A 15,500-nucleotide genomic window follows, 5' to 3' on the forward strand; every position below is an offset into this window, starting at 1 on the left:
GGTGAAACGGAGGACGCGCCGCTCGGCGACGAACATGCGGGGGACGAGATTCGAACTCCACTCGCTCCGCTCACTCCGTTCGCGACGCTCCCTAGCTCAAATCTCTCTGGCCGCATCGCTCCCTTCACTACGTTCAGAGAATCGATGCGGGGGACGAGATTCGAACTCGCGAACCCCTACGGGAGCGGATCTTAAGTCCGCCGCTTTTGGCCTGGCTCAGCCACCCCCGCGCACTCTCCCGTTCTTCGAGGGGGAGAAAAGTGCTTTCGCTTTACCAGTCGACGGAGAGCGTCCCGTCGCCGTGTGGGTTCGGCGAGAGCTCCTCGTCGGTCCGGCGGTCGATGACGTGGATGACGCCGCGGCCCTTCTTCGCCGGGCAGACCTCCGCCGCGTCGACGTTCTCGTCGAGTTCGTCCTCGCCGATGAAGTAGGATTTGGCGCGGGCGAGGCCGGTTTCGAGGTCCATCTCCCAGTTGTCCGCGACCTCCGCGCACCGGCCGGCCCCGAAGCACTTGTTCGCCTCGAAGATTATCTTGTAGGGCTTTTCGTCGACCGGCGGGGCGTTCTCGTCGGTTCCGAAGTCGCTCGGCTTCGGACGGTCGGACTCCTCGCTCATCGTCGGCCCTTGCCGCGCGGTGGTCTTTGCGCTGTCGGTCGCGCGGCGACGCCGCGGGCCGGACCCGCGCCACGATTCGAACTTCTGTCACGTCCGTCGAAGCGACCGCTCCGCGCCCGCTCCCAAGAACCGGCGAGTACACGTACCGTATTCTCTCGGACGAATCCGGACTCAGTGGAACGCTGCCGTCGAACGGGCAGTCGACTGATTCACCGCCAGTCACGAATACGTTCTCATATTTGATACCCGAAGGCGTGGTCTTATCACCGACCAGAGACATTCCGGACCAATGGACGACGACAGCCACCTCCGGAGACGAGCGTCGTCGGTTCGCGCAACCGTCCGGGCCGCGCTCGGTTCGCGCGCGACCGACGACGAATCCGAATCGGACGCCGCAGACGCGCCGGCGCGCGACGACGCGCGGAGCGACGGCGGGGGACCCCCCACGGTCGCCGTCGGGTCTGGGGCCGGGGAGCCTCGCTCCACCGATGGCGATGCCACCGCGTCGGCGGGCTCGAACGACGCCGCGCTCGACGACCTCGACGACTTCTCCGCGGCTATCGAACGCTGTATCGACGGCGACCTGACGGTCCGGGTCGACGTGCCCGACGACCCGGCGCTCGCGCGCCACGCCCGCCTCCTCAACGAGCTGTTCGAGGAGTGGCAGGCCGCCATGCGGGACGTCGACGCCTTCGCCGACCAGGTCTCGGCGTCGACCCGAATCGTGGCCGACGCCGCCGAGGAGAGCCGCGAGGAGAGCCGGTCAGTCGCGGACTCCGTCGACGACATCGCGGCGGGCGCGCGCCGGCAAAGCGAGAGCGTCGAGGAGGTCGCAGACGAGATGCGGAACCTCTCGGCGACCATCGAGGAGGTCGCCGCCTCCGCCGACGAAATCAGGCACGCGACCGACGAGGCCGTCTCGCGCGGCGACCGCGGCAAACGCGCCGCCGAGACCGCCATCGACGAGTTGACCGCCATCGGCGAGCGGACCGACGCGACCGTCGAGCGCGTCGAGGAACTCGACGACCACATCGACGACATCACCGGCATCGCGACCAAGATTTCCGACATCGCGGAGCAGACGAACATCCTCGCGCTCAACGCCTCCATCGAGGCCGCCCGCGCCGGCGACGCGGGCGCGGGTTTCGCCGTCGTTGCCGACGAGGTGAAGGCGCTCGCCGAGGAGACGCAGGCCGCGACCGCCGACATCGAATCGACCATCGAGACGGTTCGCAGTCGGTCGGCCGCGACGGTCGACGACATCACCGACACGAGCCAGCGCCTCGACGAGGGAAGCGAGACGATTCAGGACGCGCTGTCGGCGCTCGACGGCGTCGTCTCCGACCTCGAAGAGACGAACGGGAGCCTCCACGAGATTTCCGACGCCACGGACTCGCAGGCGGCGACCTCCCAAGAGGTCGTGAGCCAGGCCGACGGCGTCGGCGAGATAAGCGACGAGACCGCGGCGCTCGCGGTCGACGCCGCCGGGTCGGCCCGCCGACAGACCGTGTCGCTCTCCGAGGCGGTGACGAAGATAGGCGCGCTTTCCGACCAGGCCGACCACCTCCAAGACTCCATCGACGACTACCGCCTCCACGCCGAGGCGACCGAGTCGGGACAGACCGTCGTCCAGTTCTGGCACGGCATGTCCGGCGACAAGGCCGAGGTCCTGGAGTCGCTCGTCGACGAGTTCAACGCCGAACACGACGGCGTCCGCGTCGACACCGCGTCGAAGGGGAGCTACCGCGGCACGTTCGACGCGACGCTCGCCGCGGCCCGGTCGGGGACGCCGCCGACCATCGCGCAACTGTACGAGGTCGGCACCCAGCGCGCCCTCGACAGCGGGGCGTTCATCCCCGTCGAGTCGGTGCTCCCCGACGGGGCGTCCGCGGGCGAACTCGTCCCCGAAATCGCCAACTACTACCGCCACGACGGCGCGCTCTGGTCGATGCCGTTCAACGCCTCGAACCCCGTGTTGTACTACAACGCCGACGCGTTCGAGCGGGCCGGCCTCGACCCCGACGACCCGCCGGCGACGTTCGACGCGGTCACCTCCGCCGCGGCGACGCTGCAGACGAGCGGCGCGGTCGACTACGGCGCGACGTGGGCGAACTACAGCTGGTTCGTCGAGCAGTGGTTCGCCGCCGCCGGCGAGTGTCTCTTCGACGCCGACAACGGGCGGAGCGGCACCGCCCGCACCTCGAACCTCGACGGCCCGGTCGGGACGCGCGTGTTCGAGTGGTGGCGCGACCTCGAACGCAACGACCTGCTGTACAACCCCGGCGTCGAGGCCCGCCGAGACGCCCGCGAGGCGTTCCTCGACGGCCGCGCCGCGATGCTCGTGGACTCCAGTTCGAGCGCCGCGTCGGTCGTTCGAGGGGCCGCAGAGCGCGGGTTCACCGCCGAAGTCGGCCGGTTCCCCGCCCCCGGGTCGTCGCGGGAGGGCGTTGTCGTCGGCGGCGCGTCGCTGTGGGTCGCAGACGGCGTCGAATCCCGGAGACGGGCCGCCGCGGGCGAGTTCATCGCGTGGCTCACCCGGCCCGAACAACAGCGTCGCTGGCACCGCCGGACGGGGTACTTCCCGGTCCACCGCCGGACGCGGGACCTCCTCCGCGACGACGGCTGGTTCGACGAGCACCCCGGCTTCGCGGTCGCGTTCGACCAACTGGCCGAGACCGTCGACACGCCGGCCACCCGCGGCGCTCGCGTCGGCCCCTTCACGACCGTCAGGACCATCGTCTCCGAGGGGCTGTCCGAGCTGTTCGGCGGCCGCGACCTCGACGCCGTATTGACGACGATGGACGAACAGGTGTCGGCCCGGCTGTCGGAGTACGAGGACTCGGCGGACCGCTGACCGGGTGGGACCGGGTCAGTGCGAGTCGGAACGGGCCGCCCCTCAGCGACCGCCCGGAGATTCTTTCGCCGTCGAGCCCTAATTCCGAGCGATGCGGCAGTCCCGTCGCTCGCGGTTCGGCGACCTGATTCGCGCCGTCGGCCCCAGCGACCGCCGCCGATTCCTCGCCGACCTCTGGGCCGCCCGCGGGTGGGAGACGACCGTCGAAGACCGCCTCGTCGTCGCCCGCAGAGGCGACCGAACCGAGCGACTCGCGGTGGTCTCGCGCTCGCGGTTCCGCCTGTCGCCGTCGGTTCCGGCCGACGCGACAGTCGTCGTCGCGCTCGGCGACCCGGAACGGACCCGGCGCGCGGCCCCCGACGCCGCCCGGATTATCTCTGTCGACGACCTCTACGACCTCGTCCGGTACGGTGTCCCCGAGGGCCGCGGCGACGACCTCGTCGCCGACCACTTCGGCGTCCGCCTCGCCGACCTGCCGGGCGATGACGGCGGCGTCGGTGCGAGGGGTGCGGACGATGCGGGCGGCGCAGTCGTCGCTCCGCTTTCTCGCTCGCTCTCGTCGCTCCCGGTCGTCCCGCTTCTCTTCGTCGCGCTCCTCCTCGCGGCGGTCGTCGTGACCGCCGGTCCGGGCGGCGTGCTGGAGTTCGGGCCGGCGCTCGGTGGACAACAGCCGCCGGTTCCGACGCCGGCCGCGACGACGACTCCCGACCCGACGCCGACACCCGAACCGCGGACGGTCGCCCCCGGCGTGACAACCGCGGGCGTCGAGAACGCGACGCGCCTCGCGGCCGCCCACCGCCGGGCCGCGGCGAACCGGTCGTACCGGTGGACCCTCCGATACCGCGAGTCAATCGCCGGCGACGAGACGGGCCGCGAGGTGGAGGTCGTCCGCGTCGAGGCCCCGAACGTCTACGCCTCCGAGGTCGAGCGCGCCGGACAACTCAGGGCGTTCCCGCGCCCGACCGCCTCGGAGGACGCGTACGCCGACGGGACCACGCGCTACGCCCGCCGCCCCGCCGAGCCGGACGGCGTCGCCGCCCGCGTCCTCGACCCCGACGTGCGCGACGGCCCGGGACGGCAGGCCTCGCGCGCCGCCCGCTACGTCGAGTGGTACCTCTCGACCGACGAGACGAGCGTGACGCGCGTAGAGAGCGTGACCGACGCGACCGCCGAAAGCGGGACCGCGCTGTACCGAGTTCGGGGCCGCGGCACCGACTTCCCGCGGTCGCGCGACTATCGGGTCGAAGCGATCGTCGAAGAAGGCGGCTTCGTCCGCTCGATGCGCGTCACCTACGAGACCCGCGACGGCCTCGGCGTCGAGGTCTGGTTCGCGTACGACGCGGTCGGCGAGACGACGGTCACGCGACCGGCGTGGCTCGACCGCGCCGACGGGTCGACCGGCGGCCGGACCGTCGCCCCCGCGACGAACGCGAGCGGGTAGCGTCCGGCGCGCTCGGTCGCGTCTCGGTGCTCGCGGCGCTTACTGCTCGACGTCGACCGATTCGAGGACCACGTCGGACACCGGCTTGTCGTTGCGGTCGGTCGGGACCGAGCCGATGTCCTCGACGACGTCCATGCCGTCCGTGACCTTCCCGAAGACGGCGTGCTTGCCGTCGAGGTGGGGCTGGGCGTCGAGCGTGATGAAGAACTGCGAGCCGTTCGTGTTGGGGCCGCGGTTCGCCATCGAGAGCACGCCGGGGCCGTCGTGGCTGAGGTCCGAGTGGAACTCGTCGTCGAAGGTGTAGCCGGGGCCGCCGCGACCGGTTCCGGTCGGGTCGCCGCCCTGAATCATGAAGTCCGAGATGATGCGGTGGAAGAGGATGTCCTCGTAGAGGGGCTCGCCCTCCATCGTCTCGTCGGTCTCGGGATGGACCCACGTCTTTTCGCCCGTGGCGAGGCCGACGAAGTTCTCGACCGTGTTCGGGACCTTGTCCTCGAAGAGTTCGACCGTGATGTCGCCCTTGTTCGTGTGGAGCGTGGCCGTTGGGTTGTCGCTCATACTCGCCCCGTCGGGCGGCCGAGTAAAAACCGTGCCGCCTCGGGTTCGGGCCGGTTCCCGCGGCGCTCGGTGTCGCGTTCGTCGCCGCCGTCGGCGTCGTCCTGCTCGTGACCGGGTTCCGGCGAACGTGCCCGCTGTATCTCCCGTTCGGCATCGACACCTCGGACGACCGGAACTGACGGCCGCCCCACGCCGTCTGTCTTTCTCGCTCCCCTAACTACAAGACACCCCACCGCGATGCGTCGGATATGCACACCGCGGAGACCGTGACGCTCACCCGCCTCCCCTCCGGCGTCCCGGTACAGACGACAGTTCACACCTACGAACCAGCAGACGGGACCGACGGCCCGACGCTCTACGTGCAGGCCGCCCAACACGGGCGCGAAATCAACGGTACCGAAGTGCTCCGCCGACTGCACGGCCGCCTCGAACGCGCGGAGCTCTCGGGGCGCGTCGTCGCCGTCCCCGTCGCCGACCCGCTGACGTTCGACCGCGTCTCCTACGTCACCCCCGAGGTGCTCGACTCCGTCAACTCCAACATGAACCGCGTCTGGCCGGGCGACGCCGAGGGCTCGCTCCACCAGCGCATGGCCGCGAAGCTCTGGGAGTACATCAGCGATTCCGACGCCATCGTCGACCTCCACACCGGGAGCCCGGACATGCTCACCCACACCGTCTACCTCCGGGGCGACGAGTCCTCCCGCGACCTCGCGCGGGCGTTCGGCGTCGACATCCTCCTCGCGGAGGCCGCGGGCGACGAGGCCGACGACGAGTGGACCGAACGGAGCTTCGACGGCAAACTCCGCGTCGCGGCCACGAACGCGGGCATCCCCTCCATCACGCCCGAACTCGCCCACAACAAACAGCTCGTCGAGCCGGCCGTCGTCGCCGGCGTCGAGGGCGTCCTCAACGTCTGCCGCGACATGGGCATCCTCTCGGGCGCGGTCGAGCCGTGGGACGGCCGCACCTACCGCAACCACCTCGGCCGCGTGAAAGCCGACGCCTCGGGGCTGTTCGTCGCCCGCGAGGACGTCGAACTCGCCCGCGAGGTCCGCCCCGGCGACCACCTCGGCTGGGTGTACGACCCGACCACCTACGAGGTGTTGCAGGAGGTCGAAGCCGAGCGCGCGGGCATCGTCTACTCCATCGCCCGCGAGGCCACCGTCACGGCCGGCGAGACGCTCGTCGGCATCGCGCTCCCGCTGGACGACGGCGAGGCCGACGCCGAGGGTGACGACCCGTTCGACGAGACCGACGGCGACCTCGACATATAGAGAACGGCGGTTCAGTCGAACAAGAGGGACCGACGTGTTGAACAGAAAGCGTTCGAGTCGGCCGCGAGTTCAGAACGCGCGCAGGTCTTCGAGCACCGCTTCCGCGTCGCCGGAGGCGATGGCGTCGCGGGCCATCTCCAGTCCCTCGTCGATGGTTTCGGCGTCCTCGCGGGCGTAGATGCGGAGCGCCGCGTTGAGGGCGACGGCGTCGGCGAAGCGGTCCTCGCGGTCGCCGGCGAGCACGGCTTCGGTGATGTCGGCGGAGTCGCCGGCCACGTCGTCCTCGTCGACGCCGAGGTCGTCGTACTCGAAGTCCATGCCGTACTCGGCGGTCTCGATGTCGAAGTCGTCGAAGGTGGCCTCGCCGTCGTCGCCGGCGGTCCACTCGGCGACCTTCGTGTAGCCGGGGCGGATGTCGTCGTAGCCCTCCATCCCCTGGAACATGAGCACGCGGTCGAGGTCGTGGTGCTCGCTTTCCTCGAAGGTGTCGACCATCTTCTTGGCGAACGCGAGGTGATAGAACGACCCGAGGTGGACCGAGGCGTTCGCGGGGTTGGCGATGGTCTCGATGGTGTTGACGAACGTCCGGACGCCCATGTTGTCGCGGCGCTCCCAGAGGGCGTGGATGGCGGGGTTAAATCGCGGCTGGTAGTAGAAGCCGAAGCCGGTGTCGTCGACCATGTCGGCGGACTCCTCGGGGTCGAGTTCCGTGCGGACGCCGAGTTCGTCGAGGACGTGCTTGTAGGCGTCCTGTTTCTGCGTCGGGACGCGGTCGCCGGAGTGGACGACGACGGGCGTGCCGGCCGCGGCGGCGACGACGCCGGCGGCGACGCCGAGGATGGCGGTCTTGCCCTTGCCGTCGTAGTTCGCGCCGCAGTCGACGGGGTCGGCGTCGGGTTCGGCGTACTCGACGCCTTCGGCCATCACGTCGGCGTAGGCGGCGAGTTCCTCCGCGTTGTTGTGCTTCCAGCGGTTGGCGAGCCAGAACGCCCCGAGCGTCGTGTGGTCCGGTTCGCCGGCGAGAATGCGGCGCATCGCCTCGGACGCCTGCTCGCGGCTCATGTCTTCGGCGGACTTCGTGCCCGTGCCGACGACTTCCGTCATCAGACGCTTCAGCGGCCATTCCCCGAACTCGCTTTCGACTACTGCCATGCGCCTGTGTTCGCGCGAGCGGTCAAAAAACGTCCCGTTCGGTCCCGTCGCCCGGGAGCGTCGACGCCGTCCGAAAGCGATAGGCTTCCCGACTCCTAACGCGGGGTAATGAGCGCGTTGGCGGACGATTGGCGGGACGGCATCGACGAGGTCGATGCGGCGCTTATCGACGGCTACCAGAGCGGCTTTCCGGTCGAGCAACGACCGTTCCGCGTCGTCGCCGAGGAGCTAGGCATCGACGAGGACGACGCCATCGACCGCGTCCGCCGGCTCCGCGAGGACGGTATCTTCCGGCGGTTCGGCCCGGTGCTCAACCCGCCGGTCATCGGCAGTTCGACCCTCGCGGCCGTCGCCGCACCCGAAGAGCGCTTCGAGGAGATAGCCGAAATCATCAACGGCTACCGGCAGGTGAACCACAACTACCGCCGCGCCCACGAGTGGAACATGTGGTTCGTCGTCACCGCCGGCTCCCGCGAGACGCGCGACCGCATCCTCGACGAAATCGAGGAGCGCACCGGCTGTGCGGTGCTGAACCTCCCGATGCTCACCGACTACTACATCGACCTCGAATTCCCCATCGTCAACGACGACCGCTTCGCGCGCGAGAGCCTCGGCGCGACCGACGTGAGCGCCACCCGCATCTCCGAGGACGCGACCGGCGACCTCTCGGCGCTCGAAGCCCGCCTGCTCGTGGCGATTCAGGGCGGCTTCCCGCTGTCGAAGACGCCCTACCGCGACGTGGCCGACGGCCTCGGCGCCGACGTCGACGACGTGCTCGTCGCCGTCGAGCGCCTCCTCGCGGACGGCTGTATCAAGCGCATCGGCTGCGTCGTCAACCACATCGTCACGGGCTTTCGGAACAACTGCATGGTCGTCTGGGACGTCCCCGACGACGAACTCGACGCCCGCGGCGAGGCCGTCGGGAGCCTCCCGTACGTCACGCTCTGTTACCATCGGCCGCGCCGCCCCGAGCAGGGCTGGGAGTACAACCTCTTTACCATGATTCACGGCCGGGACGCCGACGCCGTCGACGAGAAGATAGACGAACTCGCCGCCGACCACCTCCCGTTCGACCACGAGCGACTGTACTCGACGGCGAAACTGAAGCAGACCGGCGCGCAGTACGAGGAGCTCGTGGGCTCCGACGACTGAGAGAGAAAACGGACCAAAGCCGGCCCGAACACCGCTCGTTTTCGACGCTTGCGCCGCCGTCCGCGTCACATCAGTCCGCCTACCGCGACAGCGGCGACAGCCGGTAGAGCATCCGCGCGGCCTGCGCGACGCCGGTCTTCGCCAGCGACCCGCTTTTGAGCGCGCCGAGTTTCGCGTAGTAGCCGGACTTGAACGCGCCCTTCTTGGCGAGGAGCGCGCTCCCGAGCGCCCCGCGTTTGGCGTAGTACGCGGACTTCCGGCCCGCCGCGCCGGCGTAGTGCTTCGTGCTCGTCGGAATCGGCGTCCGACGGCCCTGCACCTCGGTCGAACCGTTTCGGATGGCGTCCAAGATGTCGTCGGCGGTGAGGGAGGCCCGCGACACGTCGGGGATGTCGATTTCCGTGTAGGCGCGGCCGACGTACCCGACCCTGTGGGCGTCGCTGCCGGCGACGCCGGGGTACTGCCGATTCGCCGCGAACCGGCGGGCGCGGCGGTTCTTGTAGCCCGTGAAGAGCCACGAGTTGTACGTCTCGATGGCGTCGAAGGCGTCGCCGCCCGCGGCGTCGTGGTACCGACCGAGCCGGCGGCGACCGATGCCGTGTCGGCTCCGCTGGAACGGGTGCGGGACGATGGCGACGCCGCCGCGCTCGCGCACCCACCGGGCCGTCTCGTCCAGCGGGCGACGCCGCGGGGGAAGCTCCTCCACGCCGAGCGCGAGGAGGTGGCCGTCGGCCGTCGAGACTTCCACGCCGGGGATGCCGACGAGGCCGTACATCGGTGCGAGTTGCGCCGCTCGGACCGACTCGTCGATGACGTCGTGGTCGGTGACGACGACGGCGTCCAACCCGATTTCGGCGGCCTGCTCCAAGATGAGCTCCACCGGGTCGTGCGCGTCGTACGAGCCTTCCGAGTGCACGTGGGGGTCGATGCGGACGGTCAGCGCGGACACGACTCCTCGTTAGGCCTCGGTGACGAAAAAGACACGCCCGAATCGTGCTAGCTCGCAGCACGGGAAGGGGCGGGGACGGTGAAATCCCAAACCCACGCTAATCGGTCGGGAGCGTCCGCGACTGGGTGATTCCCGGAAACGGTCACGTCGCGGACGTAAATTCGTTTCAGCGAATCTTTAGGATTTTCCGTGTCGAACGTGTACACATGGCATCCGAAGACCGCTTTCGACCGGCCGCCGACCTCGCGGACCTCCGCGAGTCCGGCCGCGAACTGGTCGCGCTGGACGGGCGCTCTATCGCCCTCTTCGACCACGAGGGTTCCGTCAGGGCCGTCGACAACGCCTGTCCGCACATGGGTTTCCCGCTCGTCCGCGGCACCGTGGACGAGGGCGTACTGACCTGTCACTGGCACCACGCCCGGTTCGAGCTCTCCTGCGGCGACACCTTCGACCCGTGGGCCGACGACGTGCGGACCTACCCCGTGGAGGTGCGCGACGGGACGGTCTACGTCGACCCCCGCCCCGACTCGGACGAACCGCCGGCGGTCCGCTGGTCGAACCGGCTGGAAGACGGCCTCGAACAGAACCTCCGGCTGGTGGTCGCGAAGTCCGTCATCGGCCTCCTCGACGCTGGCGTCGAGCCGACAGAGCCGCTTTCGACCGGCGTCCGGTTCGGCTGTCGCTACCGGCGCGACGGCTGGGGGTCGGGGCTCACCATCCTGACCGCGATGGCGAACGTCCTCTCCGACCTCGACCCGGACGACCGAAAGCGCGCGCTCTATCAGGGACTCGTCCACGTCGCGGGCGACGTCTCCGACGAGCCGCCGCGGTTCGAACAGGACGCCCTCGGCGCGACCGACGCCGATTTCGACCGCCTGCGGTCGTGGTTCCGCGAGAACGTCGAGGTCCGTGACCCCGACGGCGCGGAGCGCGTCCTCCGGACCGCAATCGCGGCCGGTCACGACGACGCCGAACTCGCCGGCATGGTCGCCGCCGCCGCCACCGACCACCGCTACCTCGACACGGGACACGTCCTCGACTTCGTCAACAAGGCCTGCGAGGCGCTCGACCACGTCGGCTGGGACCGCGCCGACGAGGTCCTCCCGAGCCTCGTCCGCGGACTCGCCCGCGCCGACCGGGCCGAGGAGTCCGCCGAGTGGCGTCGCCCAATCGACCTCGCGGGCACGCTCGACGACGTGTTCGCCGACCTCGACGACCACGTCGACGCCGGCGCGGGCGAGACGTGGTCACGCCCCGACGACCTGCTCGATACCCTCCTCGGCGACGACCCGAACGACGTCGTCGACGCGCTGACCGAGGCGATTCGGGCCGGCGCGACGCCCGTCCAACTCGCCGACGTCGTCGCCTTCGCCGCCGGCACGCGGGTCGCGCGGTTCTCGACCACCAACGAGTTCGGCGACTGGAACACGGTCCACCACACCTTTACCTACGCCAACGCGGTCCACCGGCTCGCCGAGCGGACCGGGGCCGCGGAGCTCTATCGGGGCGTGTTCGACGCCGCAGTCAACGTCTACCTCGACCGGTTCCTGAACACGCCGCCGGCCCCGCTTCCCGACCCGACCCCCGACGCCGACCCGGCGGCGGCGCTCGAAACGCTCTCCGCGGCGTTCGACGCCGAGGGGCGGGTGAACGACGCCGGTCGCGCGGCCGCGGGGTTCCTCGACGGCGGCGGCGACCCGGCGAGGCTCCGCCGCGAACTCGGTGGCGCGCTGCTCCGCGAGGACGCCGGCTTCCACACCTATCAGGCGCTCGAAGCCGGGTTCAGACAGGCGGCGACGCGGCCGCCCGAGGAGGCGCGGACGCTCCTCGTCGGCGTCGCGCGCTACCTCGCGGCGCACTCGCCGACGCGCCGGGAGCGAGAACAGACGTTCGGTATCGCCGCTCGGCTCCAGCGCGGCGAGTCGGTGTACGGCGAAGACGCCGACCTCTGAGCCTGAGTCGGGTCGTCGCGCCGACCCTGTGGATGTCGTCGCCGTCGCCGTCGGCTCTTTTCGTCTACTGCTCGGCGATTCGCTCGCCGGCGTCGACGCCGCTCCAGAGCGCGGCGTGGACCCGGCCCTCGCCGACCGTCCAGTCGCCAGCGAAGTAGAGGCCGTGAGACTCCCCGCGGCGGAGTATCTCTCGGTCGGCGACGCCGTCGGGAAGCGCGTACCGCCAGCCCTGGTCGTCCACCCAGTCGGGGTCCCGCAGGCGCTCGTCGTCGAGGAGGTCCGCGACCATCCCCGCGACCTCGTCGGCCGCGTCGTCGAGCGGGTCGTCGTAGTGCGCCTCGGACCACTCGGGGCTCGGTTGGACGACGAGCAGGCTCTCGCCGTCGGGGACGTGGCCCTCCTTGCACTCCTCGCGGGCGACCCAGCCGACCGGGTGGGTCTTGTCGGTGTTGACGAGCGCGTACCACGGCTCCTCGCGCTCGAAGGGGTAGTGGAGGACGACGGTTCGAATCGTCCGGTACTCGACGCTCCCGATGGCCTCGCGGAGCGCGACCATGCACTGGTCGCCCCAGCCCATCTCGGTGAGAATCCCCGCCGTCTGCGGGGCTGGCGGCGTCAGAAGCACCGAGTCGTACGGACCGTGGCGGGTCCCCGACTCGTCGACGACGGACCAGTAGCCGCTGTCGGGGTTATGGTCGATTGCGGCGACGCGCGTCTCGCGCTCGACGGTCGTCTCCGTCTCGGCGAGCAGGCGCTTCGCCAGTTGGGTGATGCCCTCGGTCCACGACCACTTGTGTTGGTCGCGGGCGTCGCCCTCGGAGATGACGCCGTCGCCGTCGAACGTCCAGACCGGTTCGTCGATGTCGACCAGTCCGTCCGCGCCCAGTCCGCGGACGAGTTGCGCCGTGCGGCGGTCGTAGTCTTTCACGTAGTTCGCGCCGTGGTCGTACCGACAGCCGTGTCGTCGGCGCGTCGCGGCGCGCCCGCACACCCCGCGGCTCTTTTCGAGAACCGTGACGTTCGCGTTCGCCTCGCGGAGCGCGTACGCCGCGCCAGCCCCAGCGGCCCCGGCTCCGACGATGCACACGTCGCGAGTCATCTCGCCACCCCGCGTGAGAGTCCAGCCAGCATCGGCTACAACTGCGACTTCGAGGCGCTAAAAGACTCGCAACGCGGCGGGAATAGGGACCGCGTCCGCGCCCGCCGCCCCGGCGGGAGGCGAAAACGATTCACGTCGCGCCGCCGGAGTCGGTGTATGTACGACTCGGTCATCTTCGACCACGACGGCGTGTTGACCACGCTCGTCGACCTCTCGCCCCTCCGCGACGCGACGTGGGACGCCTTCGCCGAACTCGGCGTCTCCGACCCCGACCCGGACCACGTCGAACAGGTGGTCATCCACGTGTCGCCCGAGGACGTGCGCGCCGCCGCCGAACCGTACGACATCGACCCCGAGACGCTGTTCCGCGTCCGCGACGAACGCCAGTCGGCCGCCCAACGGCGGGCCATCGCCGACGGGCGGAAAGTCCCCTACGACGACTTCGACGCGCTCCGCCGCATCGACGCCCCGATGGGCATCGTCTCCAGCAACCAGCAGGCGACCATCGACTTCGTCGTCGACCACCTCGACGCGACGGACCTGTTCGGCACCGCCTACGGCCGCGAGCCCTCGATGACGAGCCTCCACCGCAAGAAGCCCGAACCCTACTACCTCGAACGCGCCATGGCCGACCTCGGCGTCGAATCGCCGCTGTTCGTCGGCGACAGCGACAGCGACATCGCCGCCGCCGAGGCCGCGGGCGTCGACTCCGCGTTCATCCGCCGCGGCCACCGCGCCGACCACACGCCGACGCCCGACCCGACCCACGAAATCGCCGGCCTCGACGACCTGCTCGAACTCGACGGCGTGCCCGTCGTCGGCGACGCGTCCGCCGCGTCGGGTCCCGCGGCCGACGGCGGCCGCGAGGGCGGTGAGTCGTCTCGATGACCCGGTCGCTCCCCCGCATCGGCCTCGGGACGATGGGCCTCGACACGCCCGGCGAAGCCGCCGCCGTGACGGCGGCGCTGGAACTGGGCTACCGCCACGTCGACACCGCGCAGATTTACGGGAACGAGGCGGTCGTCGGCGACGCGCTCGCGGCCGCCGACGTCCCCCGCGAGGACGTGACGCTCGCCACCAAGGTCTGGGCGGACAGCCTCGCGCCCGCCGACGTGCGCCGGACGACCCGCGAGAGCCTCGACCGACTGGGCGTCGACTACGTCGACCTCCTGTACGTCCACCGCCCCATCGACACCTACGACCCCGAGGCGACGCTTTCGGCCTTCGACGAACTCGTCGACGACGGCCTCGCCCGCGGCGTCGGCGTCAGCAACTTCACCGTCGCCGAGGTAGACGAGGCGCTCGACCTGCTCGACGCGCCGCTCGTCGCCCACCAGACGGAGTACCACCCGCTGTTCCAGCGCCCCGAACTCCTCGACCACGCCGAGCGACACGACTACGACGTGGTGGCGTACTCGCCGCTTTCGGGGGGCCGCGTCCGCGACGTGGACGAGGTCGTCGCGGTCGCGGAGAGTCACGGCGCGACGCCCGAGGCGGTGAGCCTCGCGTGGCTGGCCGAAAAGGGGCTGTGCCCCATTCCGAAGGCGTCGAGCGAGAGACACCTCCGGGCGAACCTCGACGCCGTCTCGCTGGAACTCGACGCGGCCGACGTGGCGACCATCGACGGTATCGAATCTGAGGTCGAACTGTTTCCCGAGTGACGAGTCGGGCGTTCGATGCCGTCCCGAAGTCTCAATTTCGATACCAGTCCCGGAACGATTATATCAGGGCGGGCGAGTGTCCGACCATGCGGATTCCGAGTGGGGTAAGCGGGTTCGACGAGCTCATCCAGGGTGGTTTCCTCCCGCGCCGACTGTACGTGCTGAGCGGACCGCCGGGGAGCGGGAAGACGACGTTCACGGCGCAGTTCATGGCCGAGGGGCTTCGCAACGGCGAGAAGTGCATGTATATCACCATGCACGAGACCGAAGACGAGCTGATAAACGATATGTCGGGGTTCGACTTCGGCTTCGAGACGCTCGCCAGCTCCGATGGCTTTCACTTCATCAACCTCGTGAGCCCGAAGGGGAAACACATCCTCAACCAGTTCTCTCAGAGCGGGGGGTCGTCGAGCGTCCAGAGCCTCACCGACAAGATCGTCGCGTTCGTCAACTCCCGGCAGGTCGACCGGCTCGTCATCGACTCGACGATGCTGCTCCGGCTGTTTTTCGCCAACGGCTCCGAGGAGATGACGCGGTTTCTGACGGCGCTCAAGCAGGGCGACGCCACGACGCTTCTCATCTCCGAGATGACCGACCCCTCGTCGTACTCCGACGAGCACTTCCTCGCCCACGGCGTGGTGTTCTTCCACAACTATCTGGAGGCGACGGGGATGACACGCGGCATCCAGGTCATCAAGATGCGCGGGTCGGACATCGACTGCGACATCCGCTCGATCGAGTTCACCGACAACGGGCTGGTCGTCGACCCCCGCTCGAAGGTCGACCTCTGAG

13 protein-coding genes, 1 tRNA gene and 1 pseudogene are annotated in these 15,500 nt (G+C 69.8%); 9 read left to right on the forward strand and 6 right to left on the reverse strand.

Annotated elements, in window-relative coordinates; genetic code table 11:
- Positions 1 to 145 precede the first annotated feature (145 nt).
- Both NDI65_RS16265 and NDI65_RS16270 read right to left on the reverse strand, forming a co-directional pair.
- Positions 146 to 230 (reverse strand) — tRNA-Leu (locus NDI65_RS16265).
- A gap of 41 nt (positions 231 to 271) precedes the next feature.
- Positions 272 to 616 carry a ferredoxin gene (locus NDI65_RS16270; RefSeq protein WP_148416170.1) on the reverse strand — a complete coding sequence of 115 codons (345 nt, stop codon included), beginning with the start codon at positions 614 to 616 and terminating at the stop codon, positions 272 to 274.
- 289 nt (positions 617 to 905) lie between these two features.
- Between NDI65_RS16270 and NDI65_RS16275 the strand changes: the two genes are divergently transcribed.
- Both NDI65_RS16275 and NDI65_RS16280 read left to right on the forward strand, forming a co-directional pair.
- Positions 906 to 3,470, forward strand: a complete 2,565-nt coding sequence (locus NDI65_RS16275) for an extracellular solute-binding protein (RefSeq protein ID WP_089776639.1) — start codon at positions 906 to 908, stop codon at positions 3,468 to 3,470.
- Positions 3,471 to 3,561: 91 nt separating this feature from the next.
- Positions 3,562 to 4,911 carry a hypothetical protein gene (locus tag NDI65_RS16280; RefSeq protein ID WP_310893843.1) on the forward strand — a complete coding sequence of 450 codons (1,350 nt, stop codon included), beginning with the start codon at positions 3,562 to 3,564 and terminating at the stop codon, positions 4,909 to 4,911.
- A 39-nt stretch (positions 4,912 to 4,950) separates the two neighbouring features.
- On the opposite strand, the gene NDI65_RS16285 is transcribed toward NDI65_RS16280, so the two are convergent.
- Positions 4,951 to 5,469, reverse strand: a complete 519-nt coding sequence (locus NDI65_RS16285) for a peptidylprolyl isomerase (RefSeq protein WP_058566607.1) — start codon at positions 5,467 to 5,469, stop codon at positions 4,951 to 4,953.
- An 83-nt stretch (positions 5,470 to 5,552) separates the two neighbouring features.
- Here NDI65_RS16285 and NDI65_RS16290 point away from each other — a divergent pair.
- Both NDI65_RS16290 and NDI65_RS16295 read left to right on the forward strand, forming a co-directional pair.
- Positions 5,553 to 5,648: pseudogene (locus NDI65_RS16290) on the forward strand (DUF2892 domain-containing protein); the annotation flags it as partial.
- A 69-nt stretch (positions 5,649 to 5,717) separates the two neighbouring features.
- The gene (locus NDI65_RS16295; protein WP_310893844.1) at positions 5,718 to 6,743 is read left to right on the forward strand and encodes a succinylglutamate desuccinylase/aspartoacylase family protein; all 1,026 of its coding nucleotides are present in this window, start codon (positions 5,718 to 5,720) and stop codon (positions 6,741 to 6,743) included.
- Between the two features lie 69 nt (positions 6,744 to 6,812).
- Here the strand turns inward: NDI65_RS16295 and NDI65_RS16300 are convergent, their stop codons facing one another.
- Positions 6,813 to 7,895 (reverse strand): anthranilate phosphoribosyltransferase, encoded by a 1,083-nt coding sequence (locus tag NDI65_RS16300; RefSeq protein ID WP_310893845.1) that lies wholly within the window; start codon positions 7,893 to 7,895, stop codon positions 6,813 to 6,815.
- Between the two features lie 108 nt (positions 7,896 to 8,003).
- Here NDI65_RS16300 and NDI65_RS16305 point away from each other — a divergent pair, with 108 nt between their 5' ends.
- The gene (locus NDI65_RS16305) at positions 8,004 to 9,047 is read left to right on the forward strand and encodes an Lrp/AsnC family transcriptional regulator (protein ID WP_089781882.1); all 1,044 of its coding nucleotides are present in this window, start codon (positions 8,004 to 8,006) and stop codon (positions 9,045 to 9,047) included.
- Positions 9,048 to 9,126: 79 nt separating this feature from the next.
- Here NDI65_RS16305 and NDI65_RS16310 read toward each other — a convergent pair whose 3' ends face one another.
- Positions 9,127 to 9,996 (reverse strand): PHP domain-containing protein, encoded by an 870-nt coding sequence (locus NDI65_RS16310; protein WP_310893846.1) that lies wholly within the window; start codon positions 9,994 to 9,996, stop codon positions 9,127 to 9,129.
- A 206-nt stretch (positions 9,997 to 10,202) separates the two neighbouring features.
- On the opposite strand from NDI65_RS16310, the gene NDI65_RS16315 reads away from it, so the two are divergent.
- Positions 10,203 to 11,948, forward strand: a complete 1,746-nt coding sequence (locus NDI65_RS16315) for a Rieske (2Fe-2S) protein (RefSeq protein WP_089781879.1) — start codon at positions 10,203 to 10,205, stop codon at positions 11,946 to 11,948.
- A 64-nt stretch (positions 11,949 to 12,012) separates the two neighbouring features.
- Here NDI65_RS16315 and NDI65_RS16320 read toward each other — a convergent pair whose 3' ends face one another.
- Positions 12,013 to 13,047 (reverse strand): FAD-dependent oxidoreductase, encoded by a 1,035-nt coding sequence (locus NDI65_RS16320; protein WP_089781877.1) that lies wholly within the window; start codon positions 13,045 to 13,047, stop codon positions 12,013 to 12,015.
- 156 nt (positions 13,048 to 13,203) lie between these two features.
- Here NDI65_RS16320 and NDI65_RS16325 point away from each other — a divergent pair, with 156 nt between their 5' ends.
- The 3 genes from NDI65_RS16325 to NDI65_RS16335 all read left to right on the forward strand — a co-directional run bounded on the left by NDI65_RS16325 (position 13,204) and on the right by NDI65_RS16335 (position 15,499).
- Positions 13,204 to 13,935, forward strand: a complete 732-nt coding sequence (locus NDI65_RS16325) for an HAD family hydrolase (protein ID WP_089781875.1) — start codon at positions 13,204 to 13,206, stop codon at positions 13,933 to 13,935.
- Positions 13,932 to 14,708 carry an aldo/keto reductase gene (locus tag NDI65_RS16330; RefSeq protein ID WP_089781873.1) on the forward strand — a complete coding sequence of 259 codons (777 nt, stop codon included), beginning with the start codon at positions 13,932 to 13,934 and terminating at the stop codon, positions 14,706 to 14,708. Before NDI65_RS16325 ends, NDI65_RS16330 begins: the two co-directional genes overlap by 4 nt.
- 86 nt (positions 14,709 to 14,794) lie before the next feature.
- On the forward strand, positions 14,795 to 15,499 hold the full coding sequence (locus tag NDI65_RS16335; protein WP_089781871.1) for an ATPase domain-containing protein: 705 nt from the start codon (positions 14,795 to 14,797) through the stop codon (positions 15,497 to 15,499).
- Position 15,500: the final 1 nt, after the last annotated feature.

Origin of the sequence: Haloferax sp. S2CR25, from assembly GCF_031624535.1 — an archaeon.
GTDB classification, from domain to species: domain Archaea; phylum Halobacteriota; class Halobacteria; order Halobacteriales; family Haloferacaceae; genus Haloferax; species Haloferax massiliensis.

Excerpts from the sequence above, each read along its gene's own strand:
- NDI65_RS16330 (WP_089781873.1), top strand. The coding sequence starts at position 13,932 with ATGACCCGGTCGCTCCCCCGCATCGGCCTCGGGACGATGGGCCTCGAC.
- NDI65_RS16300 (WP_310893845.1), bottom strand. The coding sequence starts at position 7,895 with ATGGCAGTAGTCGAAAGCGAGTTCGGGGAATGGCCGCTGAAGCGTCTG.
- NDI65_RS16315 (WP_089781879.1), top strand. The coding sequence starts at position 10,203 with ATGGCATCCGAAGACCGCTTTCGACCGGCCGCCGACCTCGCGGACCTC.
- NDI65_RS16270 (WP_148416170.1), bottom strand. The coding sequence starts at position 616 with ATGAGCGAGGAGTCCGACCGTCCGAAGCCGAGCGACTTCGGAACCGAC.
- NDI65_RS16320 (WP_089781877.1), bottom strand. The coding sequence starts at position 13,047 with ATGACTCGCGACGTGTGCATCGTCGGAGCCGGGGCCGCTGGGGCTGGC.
- NDI65_RS16335 (WP_089781871.1), top strand. The coding sequence starts at position 14,795 with ATGCGGATTCCGAGTGGGGTAAGCGGGTTCGACGAGCTCATCCAGGGT.
- NDI65_RS16280 (WP_310893843.1), top strand. The coding sequence starts at position 3,562 with ATGCGGCAGTCCCGTCGCTCGCGGTTCGGCGACCTGATTCGCGCCGTC.
- NDI65_RS16295 (WP_310893844.1), top strand. The coding sequence starts at position 5,718 with ATGCACACCGCGGAGACCGTGACGCTCACCCGCCTCCCCTCCGGCGTC.
- NDI65_RS16325 (WP_089781875.1), top strand. The coding sequence starts at position 13,204 with ATGTACGACTCGGTCATCTTCGACCACGACGGCGTGTTGACCACGCTC.
- NDI65_RS16275 (WP_089776639.1), top strand. The coding sequence starts at position 906 with ATGGACGACGACAGCCACCTCCGGAGACGAGCGTCGTCGGTTCGCGCA.
- NDI65_RS16285 (WP_058566607.1), bottom strand. The coding sequence starts at position 5,469 with ATGAGCGACAACCCAACGGCCACGCTCCACACGAACAAGGGCGACATC.
- NDI65_RS16305 (WP_089781882.1), top strand. The coding sequence starts at position 8,004 with ATGAGCGCGTTGGCGGACGATTGGCGGGACGGCATCGACGAGGTCGAT.